Origin of the sequence: Ferruginibacter paludis, assembly GCF_030409685.1 — a bacterium.
Classification (GTDB): domain Bacteria; phylum Bacteroidota; class Bacteroidia; order Chitinophagales; family Chitinophagaceae; genus Ferruginibacter; species Ferruginibacter paludis.
The window spans coordinates 175527-196744 of record NZ_JAUFQJ010000005.1; the positions used below are offsets into that span (position 1 = coordinate 175527).

The 21218-nt window shown below is 41.7% G+C and carries 18 protein-coding genes; 4 read left to right on the top strand and 14 right to left on the bottom strand.

Annotated features, from left to right (window positions below; all coding sequences use genetic code 11):
• Nucleotides 1-118 precede the first annotated feature (118 nt).
• The 5 genes from QWZ08_RS10020 to QWZ08_RS10040 form a co-directional block, all read right to left on the bottom strand.
• Entirely contained in the window at nucleotides 119-586 is a 468-nt protein-coding gene (locus QWZ08_RS10020; protein ID WP_290337266.1) for a serine hydrolase domain-containing protein, read from the bottom strand.
• Between the two features lie 57 nt (nucleotides 587-643).
• The gene (locus tag QWZ08_RS10025; RefSeq protein ID WP_290337267.1) at nucleotides 644-1378 is read right to left on the bottom strand and encodes a pepsin/retropepsin-like aspartic protease family protein; all 735 of its coding nucleotides are present in this window, start codon (nucleotides 1376-1378) and stop codon (nucleotides 644-646) included.
• Between the two features lie 270 nt (nucleotides 1379-1648).
• A complete protein-coding gene (locus QWZ08_RS10030) occupies nucleotides 1649-3319 on the bottom strand; it encodes an N-acyl-D-amino-acid deacylase family protein (RefSeq protein WP_290337268.1) in 1671 nt (556 codons plus the stop codon).
• A gap of 224 nt (nucleotides 3320-3543) precedes the next feature.
• A complete protein-coding gene (locus tag QWZ08_RS10035) occupies nucleotides 3544-4026 on the bottom strand; it encodes a methyltransferase family protein (protein ID WP_290337269.1) in 483 nt (160 codons plus the stop codon).
• 156 nt (nucleotides 4027-4182) lie between these two features.
• Nucleotides 4183-5532 (bottom strand): vanadium-dependent haloperoxidase, encoded by a 1350-nt coding sequence (locus QWZ08_RS10040; protein WP_290337270.1) that lies wholly within the window; start codon nucleotides 5530-5532, stop codon nucleotides 4183-4185.
• Between the two features lie 266 nt (nucleotides 5533-5798).
• Between QWZ08_RS10040 and QWZ08_RS10045 the strand changes: the two genes are divergently transcribed.
• Together QWZ08_RS10045 and QWZ08_RS10050 are read left to right on the top strand one after the other, a co-directional pair.
• On the top strand, nucleotides 5799-6923 hold the full coding sequence (locus tag QWZ08_RS10045; protein WP_290337271.1) for a sensor histidine kinase: 1125 nt from the start codon (nucleotides 5799-5801) through the stop codon (nucleotides 6921-6923).
• A complete protein-coding gene (locus QWZ08_RS10050; RefSeq protein ID WP_290337272.1) occupies nucleotides 6924-7640 on the top strand; it encodes a LytR/AlgR family response regulator transcription factor in 717 nt (238 codons plus the stop codon).
• 256 nt (nucleotides 7641-7896) lie between these two features.
• On the opposite strand, the gene QWZ08_RS10055 is transcribed toward QWZ08_RS10050, so the two are convergent.
• From QWZ08_RS10055 to QWZ08_RS10070, 4 genes are all read right to left on the bottom strand, one after another.
• Nucleotides 7897-8334 (bottom strand): DoxX family membrane protein, encoded by a 438-nt coding sequence (locus QWZ08_RS10055; RefSeq protein WP_290337273.1) that lies wholly within the window; start codon nucleotides 8332-8334, stop codon nucleotides 7897-7899.
• A 19-nt stretch (nucleotides 8335-8353) separates the two neighbouring features.
• Nucleotides 8354-8713: a cupin domain-containing protein gene (locus QWZ08_RS10060; RefSeq protein WP_290337274.1), complete on the bottom strand. Its 360-nt coding sequence runs from the start codon at nucleotides 8711-8713 to the stop codon at nucleotides 8354-8356.
• A gap of 95 nt (nucleotides 8714-8808) precedes the next feature.
• Complete coding sequence (locus QWZ08_RS10065; RefSeq protein WP_290337275.1) at nucleotides 8809-9597, bottom strand: AraC family transcriptional regulator; 789 nt, start codon at nucleotides 9595-9597, stop codon at nucleotides 8809-8811.
• 122 nt (nucleotides 9598-9719) lie between these two features.
• Nucleotides 9720-11606, bottom strand: coding sequence for a gamma-glutamyltransferase family protein (locus QWZ08_RS10070; RefSeq protein WP_290337276.1), 1887 nt, complete (start codon nucleotides 11604-11606; stop codon nucleotides 9720-9722).
• Between the two features lie 371 nt (nucleotides 11607-11977).
• Here QWZ08_RS10070 and QWZ08_RS10075 point away from each other — a divergent pair, with 371 nt between their 5' ends.
• A complete protein-coding gene (locus tag QWZ08_RS10075; protein WP_290337277.1) occupies nucleotides 11978-14275 on the top strand; it encodes a hypothetical protein in 2298 nt (765 codons plus the stop codon).
• 29 nt (nucleotides 14276-14304) lie between these two features.
• On the opposite strand, the gene QWZ08_RS10080 is transcribed toward QWZ08_RS10075, so the two are convergent.
• The 3 genes from QWZ08_RS10080 to QWZ08_RS10090 all read right to left on the bottom strand — a co-directional run bounded on the left by QWZ08_RS10080 (nucleotide 14305) and on the right by QWZ08_RS10090 (nucleotide 17415).
• Nucleotides 14305-14715: a hypothetical protein gene (locus QWZ08_RS10080; RefSeq protein ID WP_290337278.1), complete on the bottom strand. Its 411-nt coding sequence runs from the start codon at nucleotides 14713-14715 to the stop codon at nucleotides 14305-14307.
• Between the two features lie 435 nt (nucleotides 14716-15150).
• The gene (locus QWZ08_RS10085) at nucleotides 15151-15498 is read right to left on the bottom strand and encodes a hypothetical protein (RefSeq protein ID WP_290337279.1); all 348 of its coding nucleotides are present in this window, start codon (nucleotides 15496-15498) and stop codon (nucleotides 15151-15153) included.
• A 276-nt stretch (nucleotides 15499-15774) separates the two neighbouring features.
• Nucleotides 15775-17415, bottom strand: a complete 1641-nt coding sequence (locus QWZ08_RS10090) for a glycoside hydrolase (RefSeq protein ID WP_290337280.1) — start codon at nucleotides 17413-17415, stop codon at nucleotides 15775-15777.
• A 440-nt stretch (nucleotides 17416-17855) separates the two neighbouring features.
• Here QWZ08_RS10090 and QWZ08_RS10095 point away from each other — a divergent pair, with 440 nt between their 5' ends.
• Nucleotides 17856-18506 (top strand): YdcF family protein, encoded by a 651-nt coding sequence (locus QWZ08_RS10095; RefSeq protein WP_290337281.1) that lies wholly within the window; start codon nucleotides 17856-17858, stop codon nucleotides 18504-18506.
• Between the two features lie 34 nt (nucleotides 18507-18540).
• On the opposite strand, the gene QWZ08_RS10100 is transcribed toward QWZ08_RS10095, so the two are convergent.
• Both QWZ08_RS10100 and cls read right to left on the bottom strand, forming a co-directional pair.
• On the bottom strand, nucleotides 18541-19194 hold the full coding sequence (locus tag QWZ08_RS10100; protein ID WP_290337282.1) for a VOC family protein: 654 nt from the start codon (nucleotides 19192-19194) through the stop codon (nucleotides 18541-18543).
• A 64-nt stretch (nucleotides 19195-19258) separates the two neighbouring features.
• Entirely contained in the window at nucleotides 19259-20716 is a 1458-nt protein-coding gene (gene cls / locus QWZ08_RS10105) for a cardiolipin synthase (RefSeq protein WP_290337283.1), read from the bottom strand.
• Nucleotides 20717-21218: the final 502 nt, after the last annotated feature.

Consider the following 21218-nt stretch of genomic DNA (forward strand, 5'->3'; position numbering starts at 1 on the left):
TAAATAAAAGGTATTTAAAAATTCAATCTATTCAAGGTTCTGGCCACCAATTCCATACTATTTATCAACTCCGCTTACATAAAAGTTCATTAACAGTATTCAGTACAAGAGGGCGATGCTACGATGTTCCGCATAGCTTCTCGGCCCGGACAAAACCGAGGCCTGCATTGTGCGAAAATAAATCCCGGATGGTTACTTCTGCATTGGCATAATTGTCATAGAGTTTGAAGGCGGGATATATTTCACTTACTTTATCCGTCCATTTTATTTTGCCTTCATCTACCAGCATGCCCATACAAACTGCCGTCATAGCCTTGGTGGTGGAGGCACAGATGGATAAAGTGGAAGTTGTAAATGACTGCGGTTTACCAACCTCTGCAACGCCATAGGCTTTTTTAAAAACAACTTTTCCATCCTTTACAACAGCAATGGAAAGCCCCGGTGTCTTCCATAAGGCCATCGATTGCTGAATGTATTTATCAAAGCTGGCGGATGGATCGCCATTCATTTTTATTGATTTTTTTTGAGCGGTCAGCTGCAGGCAAAGGAGTGCCAGCACTGTAAAGACAGACAGGAATTTTCTCATGAACGGTTGTTTTAAGCAGTAGAGCAGTTATAGAATGTAATTAGAAAGCGATTAAACTTATCTTATTATCTTAGGTATCAACAGTTTTTTGTTTTTAAAATCCAGTATTATAAATTTAAAGCGTTTAAAAAACTGCAGGCCAACCAGGCTTTCTTCATTATTTTCAGCTGCCAATACCGAAGTTACAAACCTGTTATCACCAATTTTAATTGTATCAACTGTGGCGAATGCGGTTACATGCTGACTGTCGGATGCGGTAGTGAATTTTGCATCACTTAAAACGTAGACGTTCTTTTTGCCAATATCTTTATAGTCCTTATGAGGAAGCATCATTCCCTGGTTAAAACCTAAATCAACTGATATTCGCTTTGTGACGCCATTTGAAAACTTAACATTTAACGTTATTGAATTTTCCCGAAAAGTCGCCTGTAACGGTTCGCAACCGGCGGCGTCCGGCAGTGAATCAATAGATGAAGTAAAAATGAGTTCGTCTTTAGAAAAGTTGATTTCCCAGATTCCCTTGTTCATCAGTTCGCTGCCTAATACACCATCGAAGTCCGAAGGGGTAGCTTCATCTTTCATTACATAAAAAGGACATTGCTCAAACATAACATGGCCAAAAATCAAGGTATCGCAAATACCTACCGGACCGGTCGCAGGTCGTCCGCTTGCAGTATGTGTGTTAAAATGAAAGTCAGTTTTTGTTAACAGCGAAGGATCAGATTCAGTCACTGATTGCTTTATCCAGGAAGGGGAAAAATTGTCAACTAATAAAACATGGCGCTTTTTCATTGGTCCCCAATAAGTGTTAATCAGAATACCTTGTTGCGCAGTTAAAAAGAGCGTAGAAAATTTGAAATTGCCTGGCTGGACTTGAATAGCTGAGTATGGGTTTCTGTTGCATGAACAAGCCATTGCCATTATTAATAAAATGCAAAAGCCAATCACCTGTATTTTTTGATTGTAATACTGCATCGATGCCTGGTTTTACTTTTGCCTTATTTATATCCCTTACACAACGCCAGGAATTGCCGTTAAAGCCACCATATATAATTATCAAAACTATTTCTTGTTGTAACCGGGGCCCTTTACAAATTGACCTGGCGTGGCATTCGTGGGGTCTCCGTCTTTTAAAATCAATTTTCCGTTTACCAAAACGTCTATCATTCCGGTAGCGAATTGTTGCGGCTTATCATAGGTGGCCAGGTCATTTACTTTAGCCGGATCGAAGATGATGATATCTGCATAATTGCCCACTTTCAGTTCGCCACGTTTTTTAATTTTTAATGTTTCAATGGGCAGCTTTGCCAGCTGGTAAATGGCTTGTTGTAAAGTGAGCTCTTTTTCATCGCGGGAATAATGGCCCAATACCCTTGCAAAATTTCCATACGCTCTTGGATGCGGCTGGGATTTCAGGAACACGCCTTCGGGAGCATAGGAACCTTCATCAGATCCGAAGCTTACCCATGGCAATGCCACCTGCTTTTTTACATTGTCTTCTGTCATTAAAAAATAAGCCACGCCTACCCGTGTGCTGTCGCTGATGATGAGGTCCATGGCAGTTGCTTCCGGAGACTTGCCCTGCAGCTTTGCCACTTCGGCCAATGTTTTTCCGGTATATTTTTTTAGTGAATCCTGTTTAAAGGAAAGCAACAATACATGGTCTGCTCCACCGCACCCATAATACAAATTTTCCCAGCCGGCTGCGTTGGTGTTCATGGCTGCGGCCATTTGTTTTCTTATAGCAACATCATGCAGGCGCTCCCATAATTTGCCAAAGCCGCCGTCCTGCAAAGTCGGTGGAAAGGAAGATGTTAATCCGGTTGCACCCGCAAGGTAAGTGTACATGTCAGCGCTTATCTGCAAGCCGTTTGCTCTTGCATCGTTTACCATTTTAATCACGCTGTCCATTTTATTCCAGTTGTTTTTACCAGCCGCTTTCAGGTGATAAATATGTACGGGTATATTGGCTTCCTTACCAATGGTGATAATTTCGTTGACTGCTTCCACCAACCGGTTGCCTTCGCTGCGCATGTGGCTTGAATAAGTGCCGCCATACTTAGCCGCCTCTTTCGATAAGGCAATCAGTTCATCCGTTTTGGCAAAAAAGTCCGGCGGATAAATCAATGCATTGGTAACCCCCAATGCACCTTCTTCCATCGCCTGGCGAACCAGCCTTTTCATACTGTCGAGCTGTTGTGCTGTGGGTGCAACATTGCCTTCTCCAATTATATTTTGTCTTACAGTGCCTGTTCCAACGAAAGAGGAAATGTTTACGGCAATACCTCTTTTCTCCAGTGTGTTCATGTATTCTCCAAGCGTGTTCCAGCTTACAGTGTATTTAACATCCCCCTGCCCCTCCTGTGCCTGCCTTTTCATGGTTGCATTCAGCGGGGCAAAACTAGATTCGCCAAATACTTCCATCGTTACGCCCTGTTTCACATCGCTCAATGCACGGCTGTCCTGGAAAAGGGATTCCTCCGAATGCCCCATCATATTGCTGAAGCCCGGCGCCACGGCCATCCCTTTTGCATCACTTTCTTCGCTGGCTTTGCTTTTACTTAAATCACCCATGGCCGCGATGGTATCGGCATTAACAGCAATATCGCCTTTATAGGGAGCACCGCCATTGCCATCATAGATCATGGCGTTGCGGATGATGGTGTCGTACTTCGTTGTATTGGTGCAGGCATGCAGGGCAGGAATCACTAATAACAGCAGGTATTTTTTCATGTACTTGTTTTGATGATTAAATATAAGTATTAGCGCTTAGATATAATATATGAAAGCTGTCCGTTATTGGAACAGGCTTTTACGCTGATGGGCAATGTGCTCCTTTCGACTGGTTGATTACAAGCGGGAGCGTAATTCACATCCTGCAGTCGTTTACCGGTATGCAATGTACCCCGTTAATAAACGGGCCTGGCCGGAGATCCTGCAGGTAAAGAATCAAGCTGTCATAACCACCTTCTGACATTTTTTTTATAGTCTTTATATTCCTCACCAAATTCAAGTTCCAGATATTTCTCTTCACGTTTGATTATGTATTCCTGAACAATGATAAAAAGTAACGGAAAGAGAATCAAATTCCACCAGTTTCCTAACAGGCAGGTAATTCCAAAGTACAAAATAGCGAGTCCTGTATACATTGGGTTTCTTGAAATTTTATAGATCCCGGTTATCTGGAGAGATGTAGCAGGCTTAATCAGCACCAGCGTGTTTTTTGTCAGAAAAAATTGCCTCAAACTTCTTACTAAAAAATACAAGGCGGTCATTAAAAAAAATACGCCTGTACCTTTTAATGCTGTAAGGTTAAACAATGCATTATTAATCGGAATTATTTTTTGTATGCGTACAGCAGCTATAAAAGTTAAAACATACAATAATGGCGGTGGAATATAAACGCCCGGCCCTTTCAATTTGTTCATTGTACTGTTCATAGTAAATGTATTTGCTTAAAGATACTGTATTGCAATGATGTTAACATTGAGCCGTAGAAGACGCAGGCTTCAGGCTGAAGCGTTTTTACCCGCAACTGAAGCCGCCTATAATAAAACGGCGGCCCAAAAGGGCCGCCGTTTAAAAGCATAAAGATTTTAATTTTCCTTCAGATAATTTTCGAAAACATATTTACCAACCTTATAGCCCTGGTCAACGCCCTTTAGGCATGCATTGCGGAAATGATAACCCACATACACCCTTGACAATGCATTTTCCATAGCCGACTGGGAAAATCCTGTCAGCGTTCTCGTAACACCCGGCAGAGAACTGCTTGTTTGTGTATAGCTGATATTATCTGTGCCAAAATATTGCATCAGGATTGCTGCCCCCGCGCCACCATTTACAGCGTGATTGGAAGGATAATCCGGCACAGGAGGTGTTGGAGGTGCCAGCACATTCCACGTAGCATCACCCGTAGTATTAGCATTGCCATCTGTATCACCCAAATGTACCGCGGTAATTGGCCGCCAGAAGTTATAATAAAATTTGGCATTTAAACACGCGATATTTGCATCAGCTTCCGCCAGTTGAAGCAGTGCCAGTAGTCTTGCACTTTTCCAGGGATCCAGTTTGTACTTTTCAATCATTGCCCGGGCAATGCGGTTAAAGTGTAACGGGGCATTTTCAAGATAAAAAATAGCAATCTCTGTTTGATCTGCAGTTCTTGTACTGCCGGCAGCTGCACCTAAACTTTTTATGTCATTATAATCTGCAGTGTATTCAGCGCTGTTAATTGCGTAAGGCGGAACGGGCCGGAACTGAGAGCCGCTTGTTAAGCAAAACGGTGTAATATTACCCCATCCCGGTACCGCAACAAACCCATTGAAGGGGGGGCCATCAAAAGGAGGCGTGGCCCTGTATTGACCAGGTAAGGTTCCCTGTATGTAAGGAAATTGTGCAACATTAGCTCCGTCATTCATACGCAAATTCAATATTGCTTTTGCTGCAGCTTTCCCCAAACCAATACCCCTTGTTTTTGAGTCGCCGTCGGTAACGGATGCAAGAGATGCTATTAGCAAGTTATCTGCAAATGGCTGTTGCGGAGGTAACATGGCAGCTATTACATCGTGTGCTGCCTGGGCAACCGCTGCGTTTGCATCGGCATCCTTGTCTCTCGCATCCTTCAATGCATAGGTTTGATACCTTGGTACAATATTATTCAGCGCATCGTGCATAGCCACATTGATCATGGCGTAAATCCTGGATTCAGGCATCGGTGGAAGTGGGCCGCTGCCGGTAAAGGGCGCCATATTGGCAATGGCCTGCGTAGCTGCTTCGTTCCATTTTAAAACCATGGTTGAACTAATTGTTCCATAAGCATGGCCATCTGACCTGGCAGAAGTTTCACCTGCCAGTTTTTTTGAATTAAGTGCATTTTCAGGCTGCTTTTGGCATGACAGGAAAATAATGGCTGAAAGCAGCAGAAGATTTAATAGTTTCTTCATGATGTAGTTTTTAAAATGTGAATGATTGAGATGATACAACGATGGCGGTTCTTCTATGGGAGCGAAAGCACAACAATTTTAGTTTGAATAATTAATTTAAAAAAGCAAAAATGCCAGACAACGAAATTGGCCTATACACAACGGTACCATTGACGCTAATGTCGTTTGTTGGCTAAAATTGTCGTTCATCTTTTAATGAACACTTTTTTACTGAATTCATTAAAATGTGGTTGAAATGTTCCTTCAAAAAAAAGTAACTTTCGGGTGTGAATGGAAAAAGCAATTTCATCAAACGATTTATTTTTGAAAGCAAATTTTCGCTGCCCAGGCATATTGTATTCTGGTTAGTGAGTTATGTTTTTCTGGTAGGAATGGGTTCACAAGACTCGCCATATAAAGAACTTTTCCGCACGGGACTTATTTATCTTCCGTTCAATATCCTGTATGCCTATGTAGTGATTTATTGTTTCGTGCCATGGTTTTTAATAAAAGAAAAATATGTTGCTTTTCTGCTGGCCTATTTAGCCTGGATGATGATAGGAGTTCTTATAAATTTCGGGATCAGGTATTTCATTCTTTTGCCTTTGCGGGTGCCGCCGGAAATGCTGGATAAAGTGAGGGCTGACTCTTCCCAGGTATTTCGCATTGCCGGCTTTTTGCTGATGAATATGATGGCGATGTTTGCATTGCCGATAAAGCTGTTTAAGCAATGGGTAATCAAGCAGGAAATGGCATCCCGCCTGGAAAAAGAAAAAATAAATGCAGAGTTGCAATTACTGAAAGCGCAACTGCATCCGCATTTTTTATTCAACACACTAAATAACCTTTATTTGCTGGTACGTGAAAAATCAGAAAAAGCACCAAAGATGTTGCTACGTTTATCGGGCTTATTAAGTTATGTTTTGTATGAATGCAAGGTGGATGAAGTACTGTTGTCAAAAGAAATCAGCGTGTTGAAAGATTATGTTGCACTGGAACAGGAACGATATGGAGACCGCCTGGATATTTCGTTGAATTTCTCAGGCGACATCGTAGGCAAGACCATTGTGCCACTCCTTTTTCAACCTTTTATTGAAAATGCATTCAAGCATGGAACATCGGAGCAATTGGGAAAAGTATGGATGAGCATAGATTTATCTGTTCATAAAAATCAATTGTATTTTAAGCTCATCAATAGTTTTGATAATAATAATAACGGTAGTCAGAAAGATGACCGGATAGGTATCAATAATGTCAGAAAACGGCTGGAGCTTCTTTATCCGAAGAAATTTGAATTACAGCATGGCATTGAGGAAGATGTTTATATCGTATCGATGAGCATTGAATTGCAAAGCTCGCCGCTGGCAAAAAATTTCACTGAAGAAAATAGTGGCATACTAAATCATGCATAAATGAATATTCATTGTTTGATAGTAGATGATGAGCCGCTGGCGGTAAGGCTGGTAAGCTCTTATATTCAACAAGTGCCGGGGCTTGAAATCGCTGCTGCCTGCAACAGCGCCATTGATGCCTTCAAAATTTTACAGGAACAGAAGATAGACCTCATTTTTTTGGATATTAAAATGCCAAAGCTGATTGGCACAGATTTTCTGCGAAGCATTCCTAACCCTCCTAAAATAATTTTCATTACGGCATACCGTGATTATGCATTCGACGGTTATGAATTGGGTATAGTTGATTATCTTTTAAAACCTGTTTCTTTCGCACGCTTTATGAAAGCAGTTGCAAAAGCGGTCAAACTCATTTCAATTGACAGTAATTTATCTTCTTCCAATGCTGAGTACAAAGGCAACCAGGATTCCTTTCTGTATTTCAAGATAGATAAAGAAATGTGTAAAGTGTTGCTGCATGAAATTCTTTTTATCGAGAGCAATAAGGAATATGTTAAACTGTATCTCGAAAATGGCAAATCGCTTGTTGTGAAACAAAGTATCAGTTCGCTGGAGAAATTGCTTTCACCGCACCGGTTTCTAAGAGTGCATCGTTCATTTATTGCTACGATTGAAAAAATATCATCTTTCAATTCAACGCATGTATCAATCAGCGATCATAAAATACCGATTGGACGATTGTATAAAAACCACGTGGAAGAAGTTTTGAGGGTTTGATAGCCTAAACACACATTGCTCATTTTTTAAAATCATTATCCATCCAGGCACCTGTTGTACCTGGATAACACAATGGCCGGGGGGAATTTCCAGCCTGGGTATTTTATCTCCGGCTGCGTCGGGAAATTTCAAACCGGTTGAATGCATTTTTTTCGGAACCCACTCTTTTTCGTTCATAAAATAATTTTATCATCAAAAACTGCCATTGCTTCGCAAATAGCGGTGCAGCCCAGTTTAAGTTTGTTCGTTCTTTCCTTCATATTTTGTCTCTGTTGATTTTTGATAATTTTTCATCAATACTCCAACGATAACAGGGCATTGTTGACAATAAAAATGCACCAGTACAAACGCCGAACACGGAATAATCCAGTGGTTCTTTTACGCCAAAAGAAACGGACATTGCCAGCGCAAAGAAAAGGGTGAGTACAGTTGCACCTAAAGCTGCCAGTTTTGTTTTATATCCCACCAGCAGTGTAATTGCTATCAGCGTTTCCAGTACAGTGCTTGTAAATGCTAAAGATGGAATAACACTTTTTGGTGCAAAAGAATTTACCTCGGCAGTATAGGTTAAAAAATTCTTCCAACCAGATGAACGGCTGCCCCACAATGAAAGTCTGCTTGCCACGGCAGATAAAAAGCCGGCTGCCAATGCAAGTCTTAGCAACAGCGACGCAATTGCCTGATGTTTTTTCATAAATGCTTTGTTTAAAGTTTTACTTCTCTATAATTTCCACTTCTTCGGGTACAATAAAAATCATCTCACAGCCGCTATCTGTTTTTACAAAATGTTTAAAACCCGGTGGAGTATAGAGGTAATCACCGGCATTCAGTAAAGTATTATTTACCAAACAACTTCCTTTGGTTACAAATATTTCTTCACCACCAGGGTGGTTATGATATGGATATTTTGCGCCAGGCTCAAATTTCAACAGAATGCTGGGTGGCCGTTGCTGCTGCTCATCAAAGCGAAGTATTTTTACGAAAATTCCGGTTGTGTCAACACCTTCTTCCTGCAAAGGTGTCCAGTTCATTTTGCCCGTGCTGGCAACATAGTTTTGCATGTCAGTATTCATAATAATTGTGTTTTAACTGATTAATAGTTACAACACAAAAATACTTTTGCCGCGTGAACTGAACCATAGACAATGTTGAGAAAAGCATGTAAGATTTAAAGAGAATAACTGCTTTGATAGGACTTTGGGGAAATCCTGGTGTGTTTCTTAAAAAATTTTGAGAAGTAAAATGGATCGCTAAACCCGAGTTTATAAGCAACTTGCTTTACTGATAAATCGTTATAGGTGAGCAGCCTTTTTGCTTCCGAGGCGATGAGACCGTAGATAACATTTTGGGCTGTTTTACCTGCGTGTAGTTTCGCCAGTTCATTCAATTTTATTTCCGTAGTGCCCAACATTTTTGCAAATTCGGCAAGTGTATAGTTATGCTCAAAATTATCTCTTACCGCTTCTAAAAACTTCAGGAATAACGCATCGGGTTTCCAGATTTCATCTCCCCTTTTTACTTTGGCCCTGTTAATTTCAACTAATATTAATTCAATCCTGGAATGAACAGAAATGAGGTATTGATAAGGCTGTGTTTCTAATTCCCCGGTAATAAAGTTTAGCTCACTTTCAATGATGTTTTTGTCTGCGGCTATCACTTCATTCATTGCAAAATGACAAAACAGTCCATTGTGAAAAATCAGTTCAATATCATTATCATTTTTACAAAAAAAGTCTAATGTAAATTCAAGCACAAAGCCTTTTGCTTTAGTTGTTTTTTTTATACTGTGAATTTGCCCGGACGTAATTGTGATTACTTCACCAGTGGTTAATTTAAATTCTTTTTCATCAACAGTTATACTCACATTACCCGCAGTACAATAAACCAAGACATATTTCATGATACGCCTTGGTTTACTCAGCTCAGCTGCTTTTTCTAACGCTGTTATTGCAATCATTTGGTTTCGTTAAAGTAATCTCAATTATGGTACAGCAGGCTCAACTTCTTTCCATTTTTCATTGCTACTCTTTTACCCCACACGTTTTGTCACTGCAGTACCTTCTTCTGTGGTAGGTCGTCTTACCACCCAATTCCGTAATCTTCCCCATTATTAGAAGAACCGCCCCAGAAGGAGCCGTGTTTCCAGTCGAACCAGATGGCATTGATAGGCCCGCTTGATCTGTCATCGAATGACAAGGTGTAGCCCATCCTTTTTAATTCGGTTTGTACAGCTTCGGGTGTGCGGCTGTTTAATAATAAACTGCCAGGCCTGGGTTTGCGGTCATCTGTTTTTGTACCACCGAGCGAGAGCCATAGCTGATTGGAATTGATATTAGCCGCCTCGCAGGCTTGCTGCACCGTCATACCAAACTCTGCCATATTTAAAAAGAATTGTAACAGGTTTTGATCCTGGGTATCGCCGCCCTGCACAGCGAAACTTGCATATGGCTTTCCATCTTTCATTGCGAGCGAAGGCGTAAGGGTAACCCGTGGCCTTTTACCCGGCGCAACTACATTAAAAGGATTGAGTACAGAATCCAGTACAAAACTTTGCATCCGCTGGCTCATGCCGACACCGGTATGGCCCGCAATGCAGGCAGGGAGCCAGCCACCTGAAGGGGTAATGGAAACAACCCATCCGTCTTTATCTGCGGCTTCCACCGATGTAGTGCCGCGCCATAAACGATCCATGTAAGCTGTATCCGGCATAGTGAAAGCGTTTTCCCGTACATCATGCCGCGGAACAAAATTTCTTTTGCTGGTGTCGGGCGTAAATCCTCTTTGTTGTAATAAATTGATGTACGGATTTGTTTTTCCTTCAAAGGGATATGGGTTGCCGGGCCCGATAGTGCTGTCATTTTTACCCCAGTCAATTAAACCGGCTCTTTGTTTGGCATACGCTTTACTTAATAAGCCTTTCATGGGCTGGTTAGTGGCAAAGCGGGGATCTCCATAATAAAAATCACGGTCAGCAAAGGTGAGGCTCATGGCCTGGTACAACGTATGAATATATTTAGCGCTGTTATACCCCATCGCTTTCAGGTCAAAATTTTCCAGCACATTCAACGCCTGCAACATAACAGGTCCCTGCGTCCATTGCTGCAATTTATATACTTCAATGCCTTTGTAATTAACATGGGTTGGTTCTTCTTCTACGGGCTTCCATCTTGCCAAATCTTCCATCGTTATTAAGCCCCCCTGCTCCCGGCAACCACGCACAAATTCTTTGGCAATATCACCTTTATAAAAGCGATCATAAGCAGCCATAATCGCATCTTTGCGTTGCTTCCCTTTTTTTAATGCTTCCTGTTCGGCTGCTATCATTTTCGTCAGCGTTTGCAATAAATCTTTTTGTACAAAAATTTCACCCGCTTCCGGCGCTTCCCTTTTTTCGCCCAAATGCGGAAAGAAAACGGCTTTGCTGTACGGCCATTCTTTCAACATTGCTTTATTACGCTCCATACTATTGGCCGTTTGTGCTTCTATGGGGTAACCGGCAGCGAGTTCCATAGCGGGCGCCAATACTTCTTTCAAACTCATGGTGCCGTATTGGGATAACATGTAGCATAGGCCACCAACGGTACCGGGCGTTGTAGCTGCCAGCGCACCATATTCAGGAGGGAAATTATATCCCTTGCTTTTAAAAAATTCAACCGTTGCGCCCGTGGGTGCCACGCCCATTGCATTAATAGCAATTACTTTTTTTGTTTTTGGATTATAAATCAATGCCTGGGTTTCGCCTCCCCAGCTCAATACATCCCACATGGTACAAGTAGAAGCCAGCATGGCACAGGCAGCATCCACCGCATTACCGCCTCTTTGAAATATAATAGCCCCCGCGGTTGCTGCCAATGGCTTGCCGGTAACGGCCATCCAGTTTTTTCCATGCAAAGGCGGCTTCTGTGTAGGTTGTGCCGTAACTATCACAGATAAACAAACGATAAATAAAAGGAATGGCAGTTTCATGTGTGTTGTGTTTAATGTACTAAAGATAAAGTTTATAATGGCCACACGAATAACGCTGATTGAGCTACTGACAGAAGCAATTTTTCCTGGCATTTAATGAAACATTCCCTGAAGTTTTTTTGCTTGCATTAGCCAAAAGAAAAAGCAATGCAATTAAAGAAAGAATCCGCATGGTATTGTAATTAACATGTGATGTTGGTTTCTTCGATCCTGGTATGCTTAAATTTTTCAGCGCTGTCGTGATAATTTAATCAGGTATCCTGAAGATATACAAATTTGTCTTTTCATACAAATGGATATCAAAGTCAGGCTTCAATTGTATACTTTTATGAATTGTTTGATAACGAGCTTACCAGTACCGCAATAAAAATATGTATCAGAAATTGACCCATCATCTCAAAGAAATTGTCTTGCTGCTTCTTATATCAGCCTGTTTGTTGGTAACAACAATGTATGCACAAACCAACCTTGCAACGGATTATTTTAAAATCAGTATTAACAGCAAAGGGTTTATTACCAGTATGAAAAATAGTACGGTACAACCTAACCGGGAGTTTGGTATTCCCGGCAAACCATCTCCCTTGCTATGCCTGTATAACAGCCGCAAAAAAATCTATTACGAACCACAAAAAGCATCTTTTTCACGAGGCAACACAATGCTTTTTTTAAAGTACATCAACGGCTCCGTGGCTAAACTTAAAATAGAAACAAAAGCAAAGTATTTTACATTCACCCTGCTATCACTTAGCAACCGCAGCGGCATTGATGATGTGCAGTGGGGATCGTATTACACCAATATTACCAACCTTTTTGGTGAAGTGATTGGAGTAGCAAGGGATACCAGCGATGCAGGTAATTATGCCATTGGCGTTTTATCCCTTAACGATCAAACTACAGGCGGTAAATCAACCAACGTGGGTGATTGTGCACCCTTTCAATATGTAATTCACAGCCCTGATAAAAAGCGGTTTTCCCTGCCGGCGAATTTGCATGAAGGACAGGTATTTTCAATTGGCGGCGACGGAATAAGTGATGTAGCTTTTTACTCACACCCTGAACCGTATTACAGAATTTTGTACGGCAATTCAGCAGAAGTAAATGAACAGGGGCAGATTTCAATCGCATATCATGCGGCTGACAGAACAAAGGGCAAAACAATTTTATTCTCCTTAATTCCGCAATTGCCCACCAATGCCCCCAATCACATTGAAGCAGAACCGTTGCCTGGTGTAGATTTCATTGGCTCATCCATAGCCCTGTGGGGTTGTGCGGATAGTATCGCATTACTATCAGTGATTAAAAGCATTGTTCAGTCAGAAGGGTTGCCCTGGCTTACGGTTAATGGTAAATGGATAAAAGATCCTGCGGCTTATGTGCCTGATGTTGCCAGTTATGGGAATAATTACGACAGTATCATTTCCTATACCCAACAACTGGGGTTTAAGGCGATCCAGTTGGAGGATTTGCCCATGTTTGGTGCAGACAGAAACAACAATGGATATATCGACGGTACCACCTTTCAAAACAAACCGCTTGTGTTCACGTCTGGTAACCAATCTCACAAAGAATTTACGGACAGCTCCAACCGGATAGGTATATGGGCAGGGAGGCATACCATCATGACCTCATTAAGACGCGGCACAAAAGATGTTAGCCCGATTCCATCTGATAACCTCTGCTACCAGTTTAAAAAAGTGCTGGCTAACAAACTCTCTTCAAGTGATACTGTAATTGAAGTTGCAAACCCGGCTTACCTGGAGGAAACTGGAAGCTGGGAAGGGCATGAAAAAAGTTTGAACATCCTGAAAATTGGAAAAGAACTGATCTATTATGCAGGTGTTACAAAAACCAATCCTTATACACTGCAACATGTTACCCGGGGTTACTGGGGCACAACACCAGCAAAACATCAGCAAGGCGACACGATATATAAACTGCAGGTGACCATTGGGTATGGATACGATGGCTTGATACCAGGCATGCAGTTGCAGGATTCTATTGCCGCTTATTATGCGGATATGAGCAACATCAACGGCCTCTATTTTCATGATTGGGATGGGCAGGAATTTTTGTTTAACCAGGGACATGGATATTACTCGGTTAAAAGGTTTCACCGGAAATTATTTGAAAAAGCAGCCGCTTATCACCTGCCTGATTTACGCATAACAGGCGCTACACTTTCCGAAGGTTCATGGCATTATCAAAGCGTTTGGAATGTTGGCGGAGGAACCAATATGTACGACCTGGTATCGCGGAAATGGGGAAGCACCACATCGGAAGGAAAAGACCTGCGGGATGTTGCCTATGCGAATTATTTTCCGGCAAGTTTTGGTATCAATTTCGGTTTGGATTCTTTATCTACCGTTGCAAACTATAACCATATTGAAGCCATTGCAATTGGCTCTGGTGCAACCTACCAGATACCACTTTCAAAATTATCAGTGGAAGCCTGTACCAGTAAATATGCCATATTCAGCACCATCAAAATTTGGGAGCAGGCAAGGGCTGCCAACGCTTTTTCCCGGACAGTAAAAAAGCAATTGGCCGATCCGGCAAGAAACTGGCAACTGGAACAAGTAGATAACAACCATTGGAAATTGTATCCAATCACTGATGACACACGCTCTTCTTTCATGCTGCTGACAAGGGATACTGCAGGAGGTTATTAATTTACAAAACCATTGAAAAGCTTGCCTGGTCAACGGCTTGCAGGAACTTTCTCCTCCTTTTTAAAAGGATTGGGAATGCTTGTATGCTTATTTAAATCTCCCGACGTTTGTTTCAACGTTGGCATATTGCTATGAAAATCTTTACCTGGCAAAAGGCACGGCATATTATCTATTGGAAGCTTATATACCCCGGGGTAGCCATTGCCTGCAATCAAAACTACCTTTCCTGTCGTATCTGATACAACGGCCTCACTGCTTTTTGAGGGCAACAGTTTCTCTGCGCCAAACAGCAATGTTTGGGATGTTCCATCAATAAAATTGACCGAGGGGGAATTGTTCACCAACTTATCAGCGGGCTTTGCCGCGGTTTGTGCCATACAAATATTTGCCGTACAAAAATGAATGAGTAATCCGAAAAATAACAATAGTCTTGTCTTCATAAATAGCGCATTTTAAAACGTAGCGTCAATGGAGTGCTGGTTTAGACACCGTTTGATTAAGCAGTGTGTAGTGAAACTACAAAAAAATATCAAGAATAATATGCCTGTGTCATCCTTTTATGGTAATCCGGCTGGTGAAAAGCATTTTTAAATTTCTATAAGCAGATGATCTTGTAAGATTGCAGTGATGACTTTGCCGTTGGAGGAGTATAATTCGCCAAAGATAAAAATGTACAGCTAACGAATAAGCTGCAAACCATCCTTTTCCTGAAGCAAAAGTGCCAGTGTAGATGAGCAACCTTGAAAGGCAGGCTTTTGACAACCCGGTACGTTGTAAAAAATAAATTTGAGAGCTGTATTGATGAGTTTATTTTTTCTGACGCAGTCAAAGAATTTAGGATTAATATCAGTTATCTAAAAATTATCATAAAGCTGTCAGGCAGTCATAAACCTGCACTTTAGTACAGCTGAAACCGCATCATCAAATGCGCAGAACCGTTCGTTTGTCAATGCCAGTATTTCATCCAGGTAGTTGGTTCCGGCATACTCGGCAGTGATTCTGTCAACGTAATCTTCTTTTGCCGCAGTGTACTGAATAATAAACCGTTTTTCGTTTTCTTTCCTATCGGGATAGCCTGCATCGCTGCTGTAAAATTCCATGAGTTTTGTAAAGTAGGAGAATACACCATCCAACACCCCGTTCTCCTTCTCTGTGAAGTACTCCTCTTCTGATTGATTTGGTTTTAAAACCGGATTCAGCACCCTGTACACAACCTTCATCATTGCATAATTATTTGGTTACTACAAAGCTATCCGGTAATCAGTAAACGTTATATGTTTATGACAAAGTTCATATTATAAACTGACGAAGATCAAAACACCAGCTGACTTAGCCGGCTGGTGCAATCGGTTGGAGATTTGTAACTTTCGTTAAGCTGCTTTATAGTAAAGACAACCAATTTTGAATAGCCAGTGCTACTATCATCTGATCAGCTACTATTTCGACAGTGGCGGTTTACACCCTGCTGCTTTACCCGGTTTTGGATATGGTTGGTCCTTTTAGAAGTAATTTGCAGACAGCGTGGTAACCGACTTTGCTTCGATGATAATATTATCTGCAGGCAATACAGACCTCGCAAGATTTTTAGCGCCGCTCGTTGTATACACATCAAAAGTATTGCCCGCAATATGAATGGAATTACCCAATCCATCCAGCGTAATTTTTTTGATGTCATTGCTCATATTGATAATTACTATCACGATTTTTTTTGTACGCTCATCCTTATAGGCAGACACCATGAACGACCCCGCAGCAGTGGCATCATTGGTTCCGGCAATACTGGCCGAAACTCTTTTCATACCGGGGCGAACAAACCTGGAAAAGTTACCCATACACCAAAGTTGTTTTGAATCCAGAACCAGGCCATCTGTCCTGCAACCATTCACGTTTATATTACCGGAAGGATCATTGATGTATACCAACCCGTCACTGTAATCGTAAGGATTTATTGCCAGCCACCAAGACCAGGAACTGACATTTGCAAAAACCAGGTCGTGGTGAATTGTTTTGGCTACATATAAGCCGTAATCGATTGTTGCGTGCCTGGGAGAACCGCTGTACTTACCGCACACATCACCTAAAATACCAAACTCTGTTTGCCAGATGCCGAGCGAGGTATCTGTTGCGTTTCTTTTATTGTTTAAATCAATCCTGGTTGCAATCAAAATATTGTCGGGGCAGGTGGTAAAATAACTATGACCAGCTACTACTTTTTCCACCTGGGTCACGTTGCCAAGATAATTGGCAGAAGCCTTGTTAAACCAGTTGTAAACCTGGTCGCCACGATCGCCTGCATAAGGATTTGTGATAAAATTTAACTGCGCAGCCTCCCCCAATATAATTTTAGTGCCGCTGCCGGCTGACTGCAACCCAGGGCCCAGTAATTTTGCCAGGCCAGCCATCTCTGTATTGGTTGCCGCACTTCCTTCCTGGCTGGCATTGGCCCCACCCCAGTTCCATTGCGGCTCATTAAAGGGGCTCAGGTAATCAAAATGAAAGTGGGCTGACACAGTGCTTAAAAACCTGGCATAGTCAGCCATCTTACCCGGTTGAATATTTAAGCTGGTACCACCTCCGCCATGCGCCATGCCATCTTTTGTAAAATAAACGGGTGGAGAAACACTAAACCCATGAACATACTTTACCCCCATGGCTTTGGCCGCGGCTAAAAACCATTGAGCCCCTTCCTGCTTTGACCAATTGTAAGTACCATCCGCATTTAAGAAACACTCCTCTCTTCTCCACTCATCCGATATACCGCTGGTGCCACCCTGTTCATAACTGCCAGCACCAATATTAAATCGCCAGAGCGATAATCCGATTCCTTTGGGAGCACCATCTGCCGCCGTATCCAGGCTAAACAGGTAGCCGGCAATTTTATTTTTTTTGCTCACATCGCTCCATTTGCCAATGTACTTCGCAGTCCAGCTATCAGAAGCACCAAAACTATGAATGGTTTGTTTAACATCTGCCAGCTGAATGCTGATTGTTGTTTTTATATTAAGCAGGCAGGTATCAACACCATTGTATAAACAAACACTTGCTGGCGGTGAGCCCGGGGTCTTGTTACATCCGGCCAATAGTAATATAACAGCTGTTTGCCATAGCGGAAATCTTCTAACTAAATTTATTGTTTTCATTTTTAGTAATTGTTGTACAAGTTACCTGGCACTTTACCAATCAGCGCCGAATTTATTGATAACAGGAATGCTTTTCAATAAACATGCGCATAGCCCTGCCGTTGCGCACTAGTTAGGTAACGACGTAAAACCTGCAATGCGTCGCTACTCTTGTTAAAGATGGGTAGCTATTAATTAATTGTACCGCCGCAAGATAATCTTTTGCACCAATTGAGGTGTTTTTGGATACCTGCATGCTGGCAACTGGCATCGGATTGCGATTTGATGACTGCTGATAGCATTACAGGCATACCCTTTTTGGAGGGAATTCATTTTGTCCCGCTGCAATCCCATCTGCAGCTAATAATTCAGCAGGCTGCAGAAGGCATCTTTATTTATGTAACTGTTAATATCTTTGACCTTCAAATCACGACCTTTTTGATTTAAAACACTGACTATATATGCTCCCACCCGAAATAAATACACTGGCACAACAACTATGGAATTACCACCATATGCACCATGATCTGGTAAAAGCGGATTGCATACTTGCGTTGGGTAGTCATGATTTAAGAGTAGCTGACAGGGCAGCAGAATTGTACCTGCAAGGCTGGGCTCCTTTGGTTATCATGTCTGGTGGGCTGGGCAACCTTACGCAAAACATGTGGACAGAAAGTGAGGCCGACAAATTTGCGAGGATAGCCATAGAAAAAGGTGTACCTGCTGACGCCATTTTGGTAGAAAACAAGTCAACCAATACCGGCGAAAACATTTTATTTACGCAACAGTTGCTGCAACAAAAAGGTCTTGACCTGCACAATTTTATAGTGGTACAAAAGCCATATATGGAACGACGTTCTTATGCTACTTTTAAAAAACACTGGCCTGGTAAAAACCTGCTGGTGACCTCGCCACAAATTGATTTGGTTGATTACCCTACAGATGATATCCCCATGGAAAGGGTAATTAATATTATGGTCGGCGACCTGCAACGCATCCGCTTTTATCCCGGAAAAGGTTTCCAAATTTACCAGGATATTCCTGCTGATGTTTGGGCTGCGTATGAACAGCTGATAGCGTTAGGTTTTGATAAGCATTTGATGAAGGACTAAGGTTTTGCATCCATGGTAATATGAAAAGGACAAATTAGTTTACAGTAATTTCTTTTTGCCGGCCATGTATGTTCATGCTTATTTTTGTATAATACTTTCCCGCCGGTTGTTCCGTAGGGTACCAGGTTCTGTTGGTGGCTACAATTATCAACAAGCCATTGTCATCACCGAGTGTGACAAATTGTGTTGTACGCGAGCCCTTCTCAAATACAGGTATATCATTTTCTTTTGACAACGCATCTGCAAGTTGTAACGGGTCATCAGTTACGATCCCTATTTCACTGATTGATTGAATAGATGAACTGCTGAATGACCGGTCAGAATGATTGCTGAGATCATAACGGGCAATGAATTCCAGGATATTTCCGTTGTTGTCAAAAAAGTAAAATGCTTTTGCATTCCAGCTATCAAAATTGGCTACTAACTCATCACCCACAATTTTAATAAGGCCAAATTTTGAAGCCGCCCACGCAAGTGCATCATTTAGTTTATTAAAGGGAATATTAAATGCAAAATGATACTGCGGCCTTAGTTGAGTTGGTTTTATAAAAGTAAGCATTGTGTGACCGGCTACAAATGCAATCGAGTTAGTGTCTTCTTTACCTGTTCTAAATCCTAAAACACCGGCATAAAACTTTTTTGTTGCGGCAAGGTCATCCGTTAGTATATCGATTGCATTAATTACCATCTGGTTATTTACTGTGCGAATTAATTTCTGATTCAATATTAATTTCTGAAAAAGACCGGTTGTTTTATAAAACCGGCGAAAACAAACGGCAGGCTCTTTCAGGAAGCACCCTGTACCATGGACGATTTACCCATGCTTCCTTATCTATTTTTACCGCATCCTCAAGGTCCTTGAAAAATACATTGCGCATGTCTGCTGCTACCTTTATGTCGTATATAATGGCATTCACCTCAAAGTTCAGTTCAAAGCTGCGGTGATCCATATTGGCTGTCCCTGCTACTGTCAGTCTGCCATCAGTCACCAATGTTTTAGCATGCACAAATCCTCTCTGGTACAGGTAAATTTCCACGCCTGCAATCAGCAGATCTGTATAATTACTTTTAGAGGCGGCATTTACTATCCTGGAATCTGCTTTACCCGGCACCAGCAGTTTTACAGTCAATCCGCTGATAGCGGCCACTCTCAATGCTTCCAGCACACTGTCACCGGGGATAAAATACGGAGTGGTAATTAATATCTCTTCTTTGGCAAGATATATTGCCTGTAAAATGGAAAACAAGATAGCTGGCTGGCTGGAGTCAGGCCCGCTGGCTGCAATCTGTACATAAGTTCCACATGCAGTTTCAACTGAACCGGTAAAATAATCCAATGTGGGTGTCAATGGTTGCGGGCAGCAGAAGTTCCAGTCGCACATAAAAAGATATTGGAGGTAATTCACAGCAGGCCCGTCAATCCTGACATGTGTATCACGCCAAAACAACTTACCTGAAAATTGCGGGCCGCTTTTATTTACATATTTATCACTCACGTTGATACCTCCCACAAAACCAGTCCTCCCGTCAATTACCACTATCTTCCGGTGATTGCGGTAGTTGATCCTGTTGGCTAAAAAGTAAAAATGTACTTTATGAAAAGGATGTATCTCCACCCCTGCCTTCCGCATCCGTTCCTCTGTTTTCTTTTTGATGGAAGGACTTCCAAAATCGTCATAAATAAACCTTACCTGTACACCCTGCTCCGCTTTTTGAATCAGCAGGTTCACCAGGGCAGTGCCTGTTTCATCATATTCGTAAATGTAGTACTCCACATGCACATGATGCTTCGCTTCTCGGATGGCTTGCATCAAAACGGGAAACTTTTGCTCTCCGTTTATCAGTAATTGAATGCGATTATTAGTTGTAAGCGGACTGCCGGGATCTTTGATGAGCATAGCTGCCAGTTCTGTATACTCCGCAGCGTTTTTATCAACCTTTCCTGTTGATGTTTCATCAAAATCCGGGATGGTGCTTTTGAGTTGTTCGAGTAACCTCACAGCTTGCTCCTTTTTTGTATTGTATTTTTTTATCCGCCAGTAATTGATGCCGAACGTAAGGTAAAAAGCAATACCAACCACCGGTATAAAAAAACAGAAAAGTAAATAAGCCAGTGTTTTATTGGTACTGTGTGTTTCAAAAATAATACGCAGGCAAACGGCGATCAGCACAACCAGGTATATTCCCACGGCAACTATTGTCCAGTTCATTCAATTAATTTTAAAGCAGATTTGATGACTACCGTTCCAATACTAAAAAACAACAATCAAAGTATGACCACATCAGTGAGGCTGATATCAAATGTACTCCATCTTCGATGTTCAACATCAAAGAATATACATGTAAATTTTAAAGAAGGTGTACCATGGATGACTGCTACTCCCTTTTATGGCTTTGGTTGCCACAGGCAGCAAAGGACACCCCCATCTTCTTTTTTGCATGCCAGATTTACCTGCACTTCAATATTATGCTTCTAGAATATCCGGAGAACTATCATTGCATTCCTTTACTCATTCCAGCATACATCATTTGCCTTACTTCAGACACAACTGCCGTTGCAAAAAAGAACTCACCATTTAAATAGTATAAATGACCACGTTTTTTTCCGGGGCAAGCTTCATAACACGCTCCTTTGTTTCATTTTTGTCAAACTAAATAGTGCAGGTGCTTGTCCTTTCAACTGAATTTTACCAGCCTTAAGCACGTCGTTGC

Bases quoted from the DNA above. Each gene is read 5' to 3' on its own strand.
- QWZ08_RS10065 (WP_290337275.1), bottom strand. From the start codon at position 9,597: ATGATTGCAATAACAGCGTTAGAAAAAGCAGCTGAGCTGAGTAAACCA.
- QWZ08_RS10095 (WP_290337281.1), top strand. From the start codon at position 17,856: ATGCTCCCACCCGAAATAAATACACTGGCACAACAACTATGGAATTAC.
- QWZ08_RS10030 (WP_290337268.1), bottom strand. From the start codon at position 3,319: ATGAAAAAATACCTGCTGTTATTAGTGATTCCTGCCCTGCATGCCTGC.
- QWZ08_RS10075 (WP_290337277.1), top strand. From the start codon at position 11,978: ATGTATCAGAAATTGACCCATCATCTCAAAGAAATTGTCTTGCTGCTT.
- QWZ08_RS10085 (WP_290337279.1), bottom strand. From the start codon at position 15,498: ATGATGAAGGTTGTGTACAGGGTGCTGAATCCGGTTTTAAAACCAAAT.
- QWZ08_RS10055 (WP_290337273.1), bottom strand. From the start codon at position 8,334: ATGAAAAAACATCAGGCAATTGCGTCGCTGTTGCTAAGACTTGCATTG.
- QWZ08_RS10035 (WP_290337269.1), bottom strand. From the start codon at position 4,026: ATGAACAGTACAATGAACAAATTGAAAGGGCCGGGCGTTTATATTCCA.
- cls (WP_290337283.1), bottom strand. From the start codon at position 20,716: ATGAACTGGACAATAGTTGCCGTGGGAATATACCTGGTTGTGCTGATC.
- QWZ08_RS10025 (WP_290337267.1), bottom strand. From the start codon at position 1,378: ATGAAAAAGCGCCATGTTTTATTAGTTGACAATTTTTCCCCTTCCTGG.
- QWZ08_RS10100 (WP_290337282.1), bottom strand. From the start codon at position 19,194: ATGGTAATTAATGCAATCGATATACTAACGGATGACCTTGCCGCAACA.
- QWZ08_RS10040 (WP_290337270.1), bottom strand. From the start codon at position 5,532: ATGAAGAAACTATTAAATCTTCTGCTGCTTTCAGCCATTATTTTCCTG.
- QWZ08_RS10050 (WP_290337272.1), top strand. From the start codon at position 6,924: ATGAATATTCATTGTTTGATAGTAGATGATGAGCCGCTGGCGGTAAGG.
- QWZ08_RS10090 (WP_290337280.1), bottom strand. From the start codon at position 17,415: ATGAAAACAATAAATTTAGTTAGAAGATTTCCGCTATGGCAAACAGCT.
- QWZ08_RS10080 (WP_290337278.1), bottom strand. From the start codon at position 14,715: ATGAAGACAAGACTATTGTTATTTTTCGGATTACTCATTCATTTTTGT.
- QWZ08_RS10060 (WP_290337274.1), bottom strand. From the start codon at position 8,713: ATGAATACTGACATGCAAAACTATGTTGCCAGCACGGGCAAAATGAAC.
- QWZ08_RS10070 (WP_290337276.1), bottom strand. From the start codon at position 11,606: ATGAAACTGCCATTCCTTTTATTTATCGTTTGTTTATCTGTGATAGTT.
- QWZ08_RS10020 (WP_290337266.1), bottom strand. From the start codon at position 586: ATGAGAAAATTCCTGTCTGTCTTTACAGTGCTGGCACTCCTTTGCCTG.